The sequence below is a fragment of the Inquilinus sp. Marseille-Q2685 genome (assembly GCF_916619195.1).
Lineage (GTDB): Bacteria > Pseudomonadota > Alphaproteobacteria > DSM-16000 > Inquilinaceae > Inquilinus.
In genome coordinates this window covers 118,133-132,497 of the sequence record NZ_CAKAKL010000013.1, presented here as the reverse complement: position 1 = coordinate 132,497, position 14,365 = coordinate 118,133, and the positions used below count along the sequence as shown (strand labels likewise).

The following is a 14,365-nucleotide window of genomic DNA, read 5'->3' as shown; positions in this document are numbered from 1 at the left end:
TCCCTTCAGGCCGCGGCTTGTGCTGCGGCGCGGGCATTCTCCCAGGCGGCGATCAGGCTGCCATAGCTGGCGGCCATCCGTCTCACCGCTTCGTCATCATCGATGCGCCCGGCGATCCAGTCCTCGGCGGCGCGGCCGAAGATGGTGCGGCCGACCGCGAAGCCGCGGCACCAGGGCTGGCGCGCGGCCAGGGTGAAGGCGGCCGTCAGCTCCTCCTCCGGCGCCTCAAGCCCCAGCAGCACCACGCCGCGGCAATGCGGGTCGCGCCGGGCGATCACCTCCTGGATCGCCGCCCAAGCGGCCTCGGAGGGCGGCGGGGGCAGCTTCCACCAGTCCGGATGGATGCCGAGGGCGTAGAGCTGGTCCAGCGCCCGGGCCACGGTGCGGTCGTCGGCCGGCATGGATTTCGGCGGGATGACTTCGAGCAGCAGCTCGTGCCGGGTGGCGCGGCTGGCGTCGAACAGGGCCAGCAGCTGGCGCTCCTGCTCGGCCCGGATCTCCGGCGGGTCGTCCGGGTGATACTGCACCAGGCACTTCACCACATGCTCCAGCGGCCATTCCCGCAGGGTGACGCCGACATCGGGTCCTCCCTCGAAGCGCAGCGGGCGCGACCCCGGCAGCTCGATCGGCCGGCCGATCCAGGCGCCGCTGCCGGCGGCGGCGAACAGCGCCTCGCTGCCCAGCCGCCCGTCGATCAGCACGCCGAAGCCGGGCCGGTCGCCATGCGCCTGCCTGGCCGCTTGCCAGGCCAGGAGCTTGAAGTCGCCGATCCGCTCCGGATCGACGCCGTGGCGCGCCGCCATCTCCTCCAGCTGCGACCGGTGGTCGAAGGCCATGGCGTGGACCTCGGGCCAGTCGCGGATCCGGGTCGTCGCCCAATGCACCTGGTTCAGGGCGGGATCCTCGCGCAGCCGGTGATGGGCGCTGCCCTCGACCAGGAACTGCGACAGCTCGGTCCAGCTGGGATAGGACGGCGCGCAGCCGTGCCGCGACACGGCGAAGGCGCCGCAGGCATTGGCATAACGGCAGGCGGCCTCGACCGGCTCGTCGCGCAGCCAGCCGCGCAGGAAGCCGGCCATGAAGCCGTCGCCGGCGCCCAGGACGTTGTAGACCTCGACCGGGAAGCCGGGGCCCTTCACCCCCTGCTCGATATCGTCCGGGATCGCGCCCGGGAACACGACGCAGCCCATCGGCCCCCGCTTGACCACGATGGTGGCGGGGCTCAGCTCGCGCACCCGGCGCAGCGCCGCCAGCGTGTCGGTGGCGCCGCCGGCGATGTGGATCTCCTCCTCGGTGCCGACGATCAGGTCGCACTCCGGCAGGATCGCCTGCAGATGGGCGCTGACGGCGGAGCTCTCGACGAAGCGCTCCTCGCCCAGCCCGTGGCCGGTCAGGGCCCACAGCACCGGGCGGTAGTCGATGTCCAGGGCCACCTTGCGGCCATGGGCATGGGCCAGCCGCATCGCCTTCCGGCTCATCGCCGCGACCGAGGAGGTGGAGAAATGGGTGCCGGTGACGACGACGGCGCGGGCCGAGGCGATGAAGGCCTCGTCGATGTCGTCCTCGGTCAGCGCCATGTCGGCGCAGTTCTCGCGGTAGAAGATCAGCGGGAAGGTGTGGCGGTCGCGGATGCCGAGAATGACCAGCGCGGTCAGCCGCTGCGGATCGGTGATGACATGGCTCGTGTCCACCCCCTCCGCCGCCAGCTGCTCGCGGATGAAGCGGCCCATATGCTCGTCCCCGACCCGGGTCAGCAGGGCGGAGCGCAGGCCGAGACGGGCGGCGCCGACCGAGATGTTGGTCGGGCAGCCGCCGACATATTTGGCGAAGGACGCCATGTCCTCCAGCCGGCCGCCGACCTGCTCGCCATAGAGGTCGACCGAGGACCGGCCGATGCAGATCACGTCGAGTGTGGGCTCAGCCATGACGCGAGACCCCTTCGGGGCGCCAGAACTCGGCCTTCTCGTCCATGGTCCAGCGGTGCTCCTCGGTGAACTCCGGCACGGTGTAGGGGTTGCCCGGCAGGTGCCGGATCACCCAGGCGTAGTACATGCCGTAGCCGGGCGCCGCACATTGCGCATGGTCGAAGCCGTCGAAGATCTTGATCGTGTCGTTCGCGCGCACCTTCAGCACCGTCTCGCCCAGCTCGGCATGGCCGTAGCCGCGCGGATCGGTGAAGCGGTAATGGTAGATCTCCGGCTGCGGATGATGATGTGGCGGATAGCTCGACCAGCGGCCGGGGAAGGTCACCACCTCGCCCAGCACCAGCTCGGCGTTCGGGTCGCTGTTGCGCAGGTCGAAGATGGTGCGGACGTAGCGATAGCAGGCCTCGTCGACCTGGCCTTTGCCGCGATGCTCGTTCGGCACGTCCTCGGGCAGGAACACGCGCGAGGGAAAGGGCTTGGTGTTCTTGGTCTCGTAGACGGTAAACTCGGCCTCGCTCTCGGCCGCAAGCCGCACCCGGGCGCCCGCCGCGACATGCACGGCGCTGGCCGATTCATTGAACAGCGAGGCGCGGGAGAAGCGCACGGACCGGTTGTCGACGGTCACCTCGGCCGTGCCGGACATCAGGAGCCAGGCGGTCTCGTTCGCGGTCTCGACCTCGCGGCTCTCGCCCGGCGCCAGCTTCAGCACGGCGACCGCGATGCCGGTGTCGTCCTCGGGCTCGTCGAAGCGGGTGATCTGCGTCAGCCCCGGGCCGAAGCCGCCGCGGTGGCCGGTCAGATGGCGGGTCATGGCTGTCCTCCCCAAGGCGATTTCGATCAAATAGAACAAATATTCCATTTGACTGCAACCTCGGAATTCTGATTTTTCTGTCGCTGCCGGCCGCCGCCGGGCCGATGATCCGGCGCGTCGCGAGGGAGAGGAATGATGCTCAAGATCTGCCAGTTCGGCGCCGGACGGATCGGGAAGATCCATGCCGACAACATCGCCCGGAATCCGCGGACCCAACTCGTCGCCGTGGTCGACGTCCATCACGAGGCGGCCGAGGCGCTGGCCAAGCAGCACGGCGCCGCGGTCGGCGACGGCTTGGCGGCGCTGGACGGCGCCGACGCCGTGGTGATCGCCAGCTCGACCGACACCCATGCCGACCTGATCGAGGCCGCGGCCAAGGCCGGCAAGGCGATCTTCTGCGAGAAGCCGATCGATCTCGACAGCGCCCGGGTCGAGGGCTGCCTCGACATCGTCGCCCAGGCCGGGGTGCCGCTGGCGCTCGGCTTCAACCGGCGCTTCGACCCCAGCTTCGAGGCGGTCCATGCCGGCATCGCCGAAGGCCGCATCGGCAAGGTCGAGCTGGTGGCGATCACCAGCCGCGACCCGGGTCCGCCGCCGGCCAGCTATATCCGCGTCTCCGGCGGGCTGTTCCGGGACATGATGATCCACGATTTCGACATCGCCCGCTGGCTGCTGGGCGAGGAGCCGGTGGAGATCTACGCCACCGCCAGCAACCTCGTCGATCCGGCGATCGGCGCCGAGGGCGACGTCGACACCGCGGTGGTGACGCTGAAGACCGCGGGCGGCGCCATCGCCCAGATCTCCAACAGCCGCCGCGCCGTCTACGGCTACGACCAGCGGGTCGAGGCCTTCGGCTCGCTCGGCATGCTGCGGGCCGAGAACCGGGCCGCGACCACGGTGGAATATGCCGGCGCCGACGGGGTGGTGCGGGACAAGCCGCTGCATTTCTTCCTGGAGCGCTATGCCGAGGCCTATCGGCGCGAGCTCGACGATTTCATCGACGCGGTGCTGGAGGGGCGGGCACCCCGGGCCGGCGGCGAGGACGGCAAGCTCGCCCTGCTGCTGGCCGACGCGGCCTGGGAATCGGTCAAGACCGGCGTTCCGGTGCGGCTCTCGCGCTGAGTCAGCCCCGAATCGTCCTGCGAAAGATTCTCTCTCACACCGGCGGAACGCCTATGGTCAAGGCGCGCAGCCTGAGGTTATAGTTCGTCCGGGTGTCTTCTGTAGGCTCGGCTGAGGGGTATAGAGACGATCGTCGCCCGCGGGTGATATTCACGCGCGGGCTGGTTGTCTCAGGTAACGAATGGTCGTCTCGACAAAAACGTTCAGACCGTCCAGCACCGGTGCATCGCCGGTTGCGAGCGGACAGATCCTGGTTTCCGCTCGCGGAAGCCGCACCCTTGGTCCTGGTGCAGCACTTTCTCTTGGAGTTTCAGTTCAATGATGAACCGACGTCATCCGCCGCGCGTCGGAGGCGGCGAATATCGCCGTGACGTGACGGCAGTGGTCAAGTGGTTCAACCCGACGAAGGGCTTCGGCTTCGTCCAGGTGACGGACGGTTCGCCGGATGCGTTCCTGCACGCCTCGGTCGTGGAACAGTCCGGCCATCGCGAGATGTATGAGGGCACGAAGATCGTCTGCGACATCGCGGAAGGTCAGAAGGGCCCGCAGGTCGCGGTGATCCATCGCATCGAGGAGCTCGGTGCCCCGCCGGCCGGCGGCGGTTTCCGCCCGAACCGCTTCGGTGACGGCGGCGGCCGTGGCGGCTTTGGCGGCGGTGGCGGCTTCGGCGGCGATCGCGGCGGCTTCAGCGGCCCGGCCACCGAGGTCGAGGGCACGGTGAAGTTCTTCAACGCCGAGAAGGGCTTCGGCTTCGTCACGCCGGATGATGGCGGCAAGGACGTCTATGTCGCGTCGCGCGCTCTGCAGAAGGCCGGTTTGCCGAGCCTGAACAGCGAGCAGCGGGTGCGCCTGACGGTCCGCATGGGCCAGAAGGGCCCGATGGCGGAAGCCGTCCAGCTCCTGTGACAGCGGACACGGCCCGGGGGAAACCCCGGGCCGTAGCTTTTCTTGGCTGAGCCACGCTCCGCCCCCGATAGCGTGCCCGACGATAAACCTGGGCCGCGCGCGAAGTTCACGCGCGAATTGCCGGCGGTCAGACGCCGGGCGCTGATCGAAGCCACGGCCCGATGCCTGGCCGAACGTGGCCACGCGGCCACATCTGTGCGCGAGGTCTGCGCCCGCGCCGGCGTGTCGCCCGGGCTGGTGCGCCATTACTTCGGCGGCATCGACACCCTGATCGCCGAGACCTACCGTTCCATCGGCAGCCATGTGGCCGAGACCCTGGCCGTCGCGCTGGACGCGGCGGATGCGACGCCCGAGGCGCGGCTGCGCGCCTTTATCGACGCCAGCTTCCGGCCGCCGGTGCTGGACCCCGACCTGCTGTCGATCTGGCTGTCCTTCTGGGCCCTGGTGCGCCGGGACGAGGCGATCCGCCGGATCCACCGCGACGTCTATGCCGCCTATCGCCAGCGGCTCGAGGGGCTGATCGCCGAGGCCGCCGCCGCCCGGTCGCGCCGGGTCGACACGGCGCTCGCCGCGCTGGCCTTCACCGCCATGCTCGACGGGCTGTGGCTCGAGCTCTGCCTCGACCCCTCCGTGTTCACGCCTGACGACGCCGTGCGCATCGCCAATGGCTGGGTCGACGGTCTCCTGTCCGGCAACGCCATGGGGCTGGCGGCGGGCACTTAGCCGTCGCCCCGGAACAGCGCCCGGTTGTCGCGCATCAGCCGGACGATGCGCTCGATCACGGCGCGTACCGCGGGGTGGCGGCGCTCGTCCTGGTGCAGCACCAGCCATTGCTGGTGGCGCAGCTCCTCGACCTCCTGCAGCCGGTCGAGCTCCGGATCGGCATCGCCGACGAAACAGGGCAGCACCGCCCGGCCGACGCCGCGCCGCAGCAGGTCCAGGATCAGCCGGGGGTCGTTGCCGCGCACCACGGTGGCGGCGGCATGCCGCTCCGCCACCCAGCGGGCCGAGGGGGTAATCGCGCCGTCGCCGGTGACGCCGATCCAGCGCTCCTCCGGCGCCTCGCCACGCCGGCCATAGACGGCGAAGGCGACGTCGCCGGTCCGCCGTCCGGCCAGCCAGGGCTCCTCCGGCCGGCGGTTGCGCACGCCGATATCGGCCTGGCCACGGGCGATGTCGACCCGGGCGTTGGCGGCGACGAAGTCGATCGTCCAGGGCTCGCCGGGCGACCACAGCGCATCGATGTGCCGGGCCAGGAACCAGGAGGTCCAGGTCCCCGCCGCGATCCGCACGGTGCGGCGCGGCGACAGGCCGTCGCGCCAGCGCTCGATGCCGGTGGCCGCGGCCTCCATTTCCTCCGCCTGGGCCAGGAACTGGCGCCCCGGCTCGGTCAGCCGGTAGCCCAGACGTTCCCGGACGAACAGGCGCTGGCCCAGGCTGCGCTCCAGCGCCGTCATACGACGCCCCAGCGTGGCCGGGCTCGACCCCGACTGGCGGGCCGCCGCGCTCAGCCCCTCGCCGCGGGCCACGGCCAGGAACAGGCGGATATCCTCCCAGTCGACCGGGCTTTTCATTCCTGCAACGCTCATTTCGGTGCTGCGTGTTTCGGGGCCGGATCATAGCCGATAGCCTCCCTTCGATTGATCCAGTTTCTTTTCGATCCTGAAAAGGAGGATGCCATGAACGATCAAGCCGGATCTCTTCCCACGATCCTGATCCGCCTATGGGACGGGCGCGAGGTGCCGCGCCTCGGCCTCGGCTGCTGGGCGATCGGCGGCCCGTTCTTCGCCGGCGACACGCCGCTCGGCTACGGCGCGGTCGACGACGCGGAATCGATCGCGGCGATCCATTGCGCCGTCGATCTCGGCATCCGGTTCTTCGACACCGCCGACGTCTACGGCGCCGGCCATTCCGAGGAGGTGCTGGGCCGGGCCCTGGAAGGCCGGGACGACGTGGTGATCGCGACCAAGCTGGGCAACCGCTTCGACCCGGCGACGAAGCAGCTTACCGGCAGCATCGCGGAGGGCGACCTCAAGCGCGAGGCCCGCAGCGCTGTGGAGGGATCGCTGCGCCGGCTGCGCCGCGACCGCATCGACCTGGTGCAACTCCACCTCAACAACCTGCCGATCGAGCGGGCCGGCGAGGTGTTCGACGTGCTGGACGATCTGCGCGCCGCCGGCACCATCGGCGCCTATGGCTGGAGCACCGATTTCCCGGAGCGGGCGGCGGCCCATGCCGGGCGGGACGGCTTCGTCGCCGTGCAGCACGGCATGAACCTGTTCTTCGATGCGCCGACCATGCTCGGCGTGATCGAAGCCAACGGACTGATCTCGATCAACCGCTCGCCGCTCGCCATGGGTCTGCTGACCGGCAAATTCGCGGCCGGGCAGGTGCTGCCGGCGGACGACGTCCGGTCCAACACCTTCACCTGGATGGACTATTTCAAGGACGGCCGCGTTGCGCCCGGTTTCGCCGACCGGCTGGAGCGGATCCGGCACCTGCTGACCGCCGACGGTCGCACCCCGGCCCAGGGTGCGCTCGCCTGGCTCTGGGCCAGGTCGCCGCGCACCCTGCCGATCCCCGGCTTCCGCTCGGTGGCGCAGGTGCGGGAGAATGCCGGCGCGCTGGAGAAGGGGCCGCTGCGGCCCGAGGCAATGGCGGAGATCGAAAAGCTGATCGACCGCCCGCCGGAAGGGCCGGCCCGGGAGCGGTGAGGGCGGGCGTCAGTCCTTGGTGCTGGCTTCCCAGCTGGCATGGCTGACGCCCGGCTGCTTCCCGAGCCGGGCGACCACGGCCTCCAGCTCCTTCGGGTTCACCGCGGTGCTGACCAGCGTGGCGACGATCTCGACTGCGTCCTCGCCACGCTCGATCACCTCGTCGTCGCTGGCCGGATACCGCGCCGCCTGCAACTGGTCCAGCAGCAGCTCGCGGATCGCCGGCATCGCCGTCGGGGTGGTGGTCACGCGCACCTCGTAGGTCGCCTCCGACGCCCGCTCGTCGAAGGGGATGCGGTTGATGGCGTTGACCAGCGGCCGCAGCAGCGTGTTGCCGGCGATGACGAAGATGGTCAGCAGCGCGGCCTCGGCCACCATGTCGGCGCCGGTGCAGGCGCCGACGGCGGCGGAACACCACAGCGTCGCCGCCGTGTTCAGGCCGCGGACATTCATCCCCTCCTTCATGATCACGCCGGCGCCGAGAAAGCCGATGCCGGAGACGACGTAGGAGATCACGCGCACCGCCTCGGCACTGCCGGCGATGCGGGCGGCCAGGTCGACGAAGGCGGCGGCGCCGACCGCGACCAGGACGCAGGTCCGCAGGCCCGCGGTGCGCTGGCGGTACTGCCGCTCGGCGCCGATCAGCGTGCCCAGGACAAAGGCCGCGGTCAGGCTGACCACCGTGTCGAGGAAGGGATAGAGGTCGAACGTCTCGATGAAGCGCATCGCCGGCCCCATCCCCGGAAGTTGCGTCGCGCCGCCGCTATGGCCCGCCGTGGCGAAGCTGGCAATGCGAAACATCGCAGGAACGCTGCAGCGTCCCGGTTTTCGTCACATCCAATGGAATATTTTTCGCACTGATCGGGGTTCTGCGGCGGCCGTTCCTAACTATACTCGATGCCGAACATTGCCCGGGTTCGTGCATCAGCCCGTGACACGTCGATTTCGGTGACCAGATGGCGCTTGCTGCTGCTGCTTCGATCGTCTGGCTGAGCGTATGCGCATCGCCGCCGGCCGGGGCCGGTATCAGTCGGACGTCCGAAGACGTGGCGGGCGCCCGCCTTGTGCTCGCGATCTCGCAGGACCGTCCGGACCGATGCCCCGCGGTGGCCCTGCCGGTCGGCGATGCCCGTGTCCTGTGGCTCGGATTCGAGCCGGCCTCGCAGGCCTCAGAGGCCCCGCAGGCCCCGGTGCTCCGGCTGATCGGGCCGGTGCCCGGTCACCCGGATGAACCGATGGCGATCTCGGAAATCGAACTCGATGACGGGCGCACCCAGGACGCCGTTCCCGTGCTGCCGGTCGGGCCGGATCTGCTGGACCAGGCGACGCTGCGAACCGTCGGCCGGGCGACGCTGGACAAGATCGGCCCCGGGGCCTTCGCGGCGGATTGTCCGGCCGGGACGGCGGCGGGCGAGGCCGTCGCCGAGCTGCCCGGCCGTCTTCCCCGCGGCGCCCGGCTCGCCTTTGCTACGGAGTACGACGCCGATGCGCCCTTCGATGTGGCTCTGGGTCGCGGCGACGATAGCCTGCTCGGTCGCCTGCCTCCGGGCATCGGCCGGCAGGAAATCATGCCGCTTCCAAGCGATCGGGCGCATGGCTCTGCTGTCGCGGCAACCTTCCGCTGCCCGTCCGGGCCGGCACGGATCTCGCTGCACTCGCTCCGCTTGCGGGAAGGCGAGGACCGGCCGGTTCCGCTGTCGACCTGGATCTGGCGGCCGTCGCAGTGGCGGGATGACGGCGACGGCCTGATCGCTGCGGCACAGGCCCATGGACTGGACCGGATCTTCATCGGCCTTGACATCCGCGACGGCGCGGTGGCGGATGCCGGCCGGTTGCGGTCCTTCCTTCAGGCCGCCCGCGCCGGGAACCTGGCGGTCTGGGCCGTTGAAGGGGATCCGGCCGCCATCACGAAAACGGGCCGGTCGCCGTTCCTGGAGCGCACGCGAGCGATCGCCGCCTTCAACCGCGGCGGGTCGCCGGCCCTGGACGGCATCCAGTACGATATCGAGCCGTATCTGCTGACGGGCTGGCCGCTCGACCGGGCCGCCGGCATCGCCGCCTATCTGGATACGATGGAGCGGCTGAAGCGGGAGGCCGACTGCCCCATCGAGGCAGTCCTGCCCTTCTGGTGGCTCGACATGCCGGAGATGGCCGGCGCCCTCGACCGGCTCGCAGCGGCGGCGGACCGCTTCGTGGTCATGACCTATCGCACGAAGCCGGACGATATCGTCGCCGCGGCCGAAAGCGCCCTGGCCTGGGCCGGCGCGCATGGCCGGGCGGCGACGGTCGCGCTGGAAGCGGGGCCGTTGCCGGACGACCGCGTCCAGTCCTTCCGCCCGGCGGCGGAGGGCGAGCTGTGGCGAATTTCGCTTGACGGACACCGCATTCTCGTCCTGCTCGACCGGCCGCGCGCCAACCCGGCGGGGCAGGCCTATCGTCGCCAGGGTGACCACCGGCTGCCCGCCGGCCGGCTCAGCTTCCTCGGCGACGCCGCAGCACTGACGGCCGCGATCGGCCGCATCCGGCCGGTTCTCTCCGCCTGGCCGGCTTTCGCCGGCATCGCCGTCCACGGGCTGCTCGACGGCCTTCAGCCGGGAAGGAGCCCTGAACCGTGACGTCGCCTTCCAAGCCCAAGATCCTGGTCGTGGACGACGACGAGCTGCTGCGCGACCTGCTCGAATTCAAGCTGCGCAGCCGCGGCTACGAGGTCGAACTCGCGGAGGATGGCGAGGCGGCCCTTGCCATGGCCTCGGCGTCGCCGCCCGACCTGATCGTGCTCGACGGCATGATGCCGGGCCTCGACGGCTTCCAGGTGCTGCAACGCCTCGCCGACAGTGGCGCGACCCGCGAGGTCCCGGTCATCATGCTGACCGCGCGCCGGCAGGAACAGGACGTGGTCGCCGGCCTGTCCCTTGGCGCCCATGACTATCTGGTCAAGCCGTTTCTGCCCGACGAGCTGGTGCTGCGCATCCAGCGGATTCTGAACCACCGCAAGAGGTCGTCGTGAAGCCGGGCCGCGGCGCCTGCGCCGCCGCGCTGCTCGCGCTTATGCTGGTCGCCGGCACGGTCCCAGCCGCCCGCGCGGCCACGGCCGAGGATCTGTACAAATCGGCACTGGAGGCGCGCCGGGTCAATGATTTCGACCGCGCCGCCCAACTGCTGGCCCGGGCCCGGGCTCTGGCCCCGAAGGATGCCGACATCCTGCTGCTGCTCGGCCAGATCCAGGGCTTCCAGCAGCGCTACGACCTGGCGCTGGACACGCTGGGCCAGGCACAGGCGCTGGCGCCGGACTATGCCGATGTCCGGCTCGCCATCGCGCGCATCCGCAGCTATCAGGGCCGCTATGCCGAGGCGGCGGCGGAGGCCGATGCCGTCCTGGCCCGGGACCCGGGCAACGCCGAGGCGCTGGCCCTCAAGGGCCGCCTCGCCCTCTACCAGAACCGGCTGGACGAGGCGGAGAGCGCCTATCGCGCCGCCCGGGACGCGGCCCCGAACCTGGCCGACCCCCATGTCGGGCTTGGCGACGTCGCCGCGGCACGCGGCCAGCTCGACTCTGCGGCCGCCGAATACGATCTGGCCGAGGCCCGCGAGCCCGGCAATGCCGACATCGCCGAACGGCGCCGGCGCCTGGCCGCGGGCAGCACGATCGACCATCCCTGGCGGCTCGACCTGAGCGGCGGCTACAGCGTCTATGACGGCGTCGCGCGGGCGCCCTGGCGCGAAGGCGGCGTCAGCATCGGCTACCGCTTCTCGCCGGCCACGGCGGTCTTCGGCGGAGTCTCGTTCCACAGCCGCTTCGGCGAGTTCAGCGAGCAGTTCGAGGCCGGGATCTTCCAGCGCCTCGCCGACGACATCGAAGGCACGCTGACAGCCACGCTGGCTCCGGGTTCGGAGTTCCTGCCGCGCTGGTCGCTGGCCGGCGGCGTCACCGCCAGCATCCGCGCAGGCGACCGGCAGGGCTTCCTCGGTCGCACCGCCCTGACCGGCGATGTCCGCTACCAGGCCTATGACGGCTTCGACGTGCTGACCCTGACGCCGGGCTTCCAGCAGCACCTCTTCGCCGAGCGGCTGTGGCTGACCTTCCAGCTGCCGTTCAGCCGCGACCGGCATGGCGACTGGCAGGTCGGCTGGCTGGTGCGCGGCGACTGGCAGGCGACGGACCGGCTGCGGGGCTTTGCCGGCTACAGCCGGGCACTCGACACCGAGATCAGCACCACCATCGAGACCCGCACCGTCTTCGGCGGGCTCGGCGTCGACCTGGACGACCAGGTCGGGCTGACGCTGACCGGCGAGGGCGAGGAGCAGATCGACGGACCGACGCGTTACGGCGTGACGCTCGGTCTGACCACCCGCTTCTGACGCCATGCTGCTCGCGATCTGGTACTTCTCCCTCGCCTTGGCCCTGGCCGCGCTGCTGGTGATGGCGGTACTGATCCTGCGCCGTGCGTTGCTGCAGGCCCGGGCCCGGCGCAGCTGGGCCGCCGTCGGGGAGCTGCAGGGCAAGATCTTCGCCTTCCTCGGCAATGAGATCGACGAGTGCGCCATGCGGCGGGCGCTGGCCGAGGCCGATCGGCGCTCCGTCGTCGACCTGCTGGTCCGGATCGACCGGGTGATCCGGGGCGACGGGCTGCGCCGCCTGATCGACCTCGCCCGATCGCTGGACCTGGACACGGTGCTCCGGCGCCGGCTGGCCCGGCCGGCGGGGGCGGATTCGGTCGCGGCGATCCACAGCCTGCGGCTGTTCCCGGGGGCGGAGACCGAGCGAACGCTGCGGCAGGTTGTGGAGAGCGGGCCCGGCGCCGCGATGCGCCTGGCCGCGGCGGAGGTGCTGGTCGACCTCGATGCTCCGCTGGACGCCGATCGTCTCGTCTCGTCGCTGGCCGAGGCGGGCGGGCTGGAGTCCCGCACCTCCGCGCGGGTGTTCCGCCGGCTGGTGTCGCAGCATCCGGAATTGTTCCTTCGGCTTGCGGGTTCGGCGCCGGACACGCGCCGGCGCGTCCTGGCGCTCGATGCGCTGGGCGAGGCCGGCATGCTGGCCGCCCTGCCGGTCGTGCTGGCGGCCGCCGGCGATCCGATCGTCGACGTCCGGGCGCAGGCCTTTCGCACTCTCGCCAGGCTGGCGCATCCGGCCGCGGCTGCGGCAGTGCGGCGAGGGCTGGCCGACGCCGCGTGGGAGGTGCGGACGCAGGCTGCGCGCTGCGCCGCCGCGATCGGGCTGACCGAGTTGACCGGCGACCTCGAGGCCCGGCTGGACGACGAGGTGTGGTGGGTCCGGATGAGGACCGCCGAAGCCCTGACGAGGCTGGGCGAGGAGGGGCTGGCCATCCTCCGCCGCCGGGCCGAGGAGCCGGGCACGGCCGGCCGGATCGCCCAGGCGATCCTGATGCAGGGGGCGGGATGACGGAATTCTTCGCCGGTGCCGAAGCCGTCCTGCTGGTGGTCGCCCCGGTCGTCGGCTGGCTGGTGATCGCCACCGGCCTGGCGCAGTCGGCGATCTATCTGGTCGAGCTGGTCGTCGCCTTCTGGTCCCTGCGCCGCGTTCCACCAGTCGAGAGCGGCCCGTCGCTCTGGGCCGCCTATGCCGATGTCGCGCCGCCGATCTCGCTGCTGGTTCCCGCCTACAACGAAGAGGCGACGGTGGTCGAGAATGTGCGGTCGCTGCTGGGGCTGCAGTATCCGCGCTTCGAGATCGTGGTGATCAACGACGGCTCGAAGGACGGCACCGTGGCGCGGCTGATCGAGGCTTTCGGGCTGGCGCCGGTCACCCGCGCTTTTGAGGACACGATCCCGCACCAGCCGATCCGCGGCCTTTACGGCACGCCACGGCAGCCCAACCTGGTGGTCGTGGACAAGGAGAATGGCGGCAAGGCGGATGCGCTGAATGCGGGCATCGTCGTCTCGCGCAACCCGCTGTTCTGCGCCGTGGACGCGGACAGCCTGCTCGAGGCCGACAGCCTGCTGGGCGTGGTCCAGCCCTTCGTCGAAGACCCGGTCCGGACCGTGGTGTCGGGCGGCTCGATCCGCATCGCCAATGGCTGCGAGGTCCGCTCCGGCCGGGTGGTTCGCGTGGGGCTGCCGCGCCAGCTGCTGCCGCTGTTCCAGACGGTGGAGTATCTACGGGCCTTCCTGATGGCGCGGCTGGCGCTCAGCCGGATGCAGGCGCTGACCATCGTCTCCGGCGCCTTCGGCCTGTTTCGGCGCAACGTGGCGGTGGCGGTCGGCGGCTACAGCCTGGGCACCGTCGGCGAGGACCTGGAGATCATCGTCAAGATCCATCGACACCTGCGGGACGCGAAGCGCGACTACCGTGTCGTCTTCGTGCCGGAGCCGGTGTGCTGGACGGAGGCGCCGAGCGACTTCGGCACGCTGGGCCGCCAGCGCAGCCGGTGGCAGCGCGGCGCGTTGGAGGCCTTTTTCAAGCACCGGGACATGCTGTTCCGGCCGCGCTACGGCGCCGTCGGCACGATCGGTTTTGGCCAGATGCTGCTGGTCGACGTGATCGGCCCGCCGATCGAGGTGCTGGGTTACGTCCTGATCCCGCTCTTCGCCGCGCTCGGTCTGCTCAGCGTCGACTACCTGATCGCCTTCACGGCGCTGACCTTCATCTACGGCGTCTTCGTCAGCGTCGGATCGCTGGTGCTGGAGGAGATCCAACTGCGCCGCTATCCGCGGCTGCGCGACATCGCCGTACTCACTCTCGCCGCGGTGGCGGAGAACTTCGGCTACCGCCAACTCAACAACTGGTGGCGGGTGGTCGGCTGGTGGCGCTGGCTGCGCAAGGCCGAAGGCTGGGGGCGGATGGCGCGGACCGGGTTCAAGAAGGTGTGACGGGAAGCTGTTGACCCTGTCCTTCCGGCTGTTATACGGTCGTATAACAAGGCGGCCGG

Annotated in this window: 13 protein-coding genes; 9 read left to right on the top strand and 4 right to left on the bottom strand. The window is 70.6% G+C overall.

The genetic code is table 11. The features are described from left to right. Positions 1–5: 5 nt before the first annotated feature. Entirely contained in the window at positions 6–1,925 is a 1,920-nt protein-coding gene (iolC, locus tag LG391_RS33075; protein WP_225773165.1) for a 5-dehydro-2-deoxygluconokinase, read from the bottom strand. Continuing rightward, entirely contained in the window at positions 1,918–2,736 is an 819-nt protein-coding gene (locus tag LG391_RS33070; RefSeq protein ID WP_225773163.1) for a 5-deoxy-glucuronate isomerase, read from the bottom strand. Before LG391_RS33070 ends, iolC begins: the two co-directional genes overlap by 8 nt. Positions 2,737–2,868: 132 nt before the next feature. On the opposite strand from LG391_RS33070, the gene iolG reads away from it, so the two are divergent. From iolG to betI, 3 genes are all read left to right on the top strand, one after another. Beyond that, positions 2,869–3,858, top strand: a complete 990-nt coding sequence (gene iolG / locus LG391_RS33065) for an inositol 2-dehydrogenase (RefSeq protein WP_308013084.1) — start codon at positions 2,869–2,871, stop codon at positions 3,856–3,858. 372 nt (positions 3,859–4,230) lie between these two features. Beyond that, complete coding sequence (locus LG391_RS33060) at positions 4,231–4,764, top strand: cold-shock protein (protein WP_308013083.1); 534 nt, start codon at positions 4,231–4,233, stop codon at positions 4,762–4,764. Positions 4,765–4,836: 72 nt separating this feature from the next. Next, on the top strand, positions 4,837–5,487 hold the full coding sequence (gene betI / locus LG391_RS33055) for a transcriptional regulator BetI (RefSeq protein ID WP_225773159.1): 651 nt from the start codon (positions 4,837–4,839) through the stop codon (positions 5,485–5,487). Here betI and LG391_RS33050 read toward each other — a convergent pair. Further along, positions 5,484–6,338 (bottom strand): LysR family transcriptional regulator, encoded by an 855-nt coding sequence (locus LG391_RS33050; RefSeq protein ID WP_225773157.1) that lies wholly within the window; start codon positions 6,336–6,338, stop codon positions 5,484–5,486. The two genes, betI and LG391_RS33050, sit on opposite strands and share 4 nt — an antisense overlap. Positions 6,339–6,443: 105 nt before the next feature. Between LG391_RS33050 and LG391_RS33045 the strand changes: the two genes are divergently transcribed. Continuing rightward, positions 6,444–7,478, top strand: coding sequence for an aldo/keto reductase (locus LG391_RS33045; RefSeq protein WP_225773156.1), 1,035 nt, complete (start codon positions 6,444–6,446; stop codon positions 7,476–7,478). Between the two features lie 9 nt (positions 7,479–7,487). Here the strand turns inward: LG391_RS33045 and LG391_RS33040 are convergent, their stop codons facing one another. Further along, positions 7,488–8,204 carry an MgtC/SapB family protein gene (locus LG391_RS33040; RefSeq protein ID WP_374200832.1) on the bottom strand — a complete coding sequence of 239 codons (717 nt, stop codon included), beginning with the start codon at positions 8,202–8,204 and terminating at the stop codon, positions 7,488–7,490. A gap of 230 nt (positions 8,205–8,434) precedes the next feature. On the opposite strand from LG391_RS33040, the gene LG391_RS33035 reads away from it, so the two are divergent. Genes LG391_RS33035 through LG391_RS33015 form a run of 5 tightly spaced genes read left to right on the top strand, consistent with a single transcriptional unit; the run spans position 8,435 to position 14,306 of the window. Further along, on the top strand, positions 8,435–10,093 hold the full coding sequence (locus LG391_RS33035; protein ID WP_225773152.1) for a hypothetical protein: 1,659 nt from the start codon (positions 8,435–8,437) through the stop codon (positions 10,091–10,093). After that, the gene (locus tag LG391_RS33030; RefSeq protein ID WP_225773150.1) at positions 10,090–10,485 is read left to right on the top strand and encodes a response regulator transcription factor; all 396 of its coding nucleotides are present in this window, start codon (positions 10,090–10,092) and stop codon (positions 10,483–10,485) included. The genes LG391_RS33035 and LG391_RS33030 overlap by 4 nt, the downstream gene beginning before the upstream one ends. Then, the gene (locus LG391_RS33025; protein WP_225773149.1) at positions 10,482–11,837 is read left to right on the top strand and encodes a YaiO family outer membrane beta-barrel protein; all 1,356 of its coding nucleotides are present in this window, start codon (positions 10,482–10,484) and stop codon (positions 11,835–11,837) included. The genes LG391_RS33030 and LG391_RS33025 overlap by 4 nt, the downstream gene beginning before the upstream one ends. 4 nt (positions 11,838–11,841) lie before the next feature. Further along, entirely contained in the window at positions 11,842–12,879 is a 1,038-nt protein-coding gene (locus tag LG391_RS33020) for a HEAT repeat domain-containing protein (RefSeq protein WP_225773147.1), read from the top strand. After that, a complete protein-coding gene (locus LG391_RS33015) occupies positions 12,876–14,306 on the top strand; it encodes a glycosyltransferase family 2 protein (RefSeq protein WP_225773145.1) in 1,431 nt (476 codons plus the stop codon). The genes LG391_RS33020 and LG391_RS33015 overlap by 4 nt, the downstream gene beginning before the upstream one ends. The last annotated feature ends 59 nt before the right edge of the window (positions 14,307–14,365 follow it).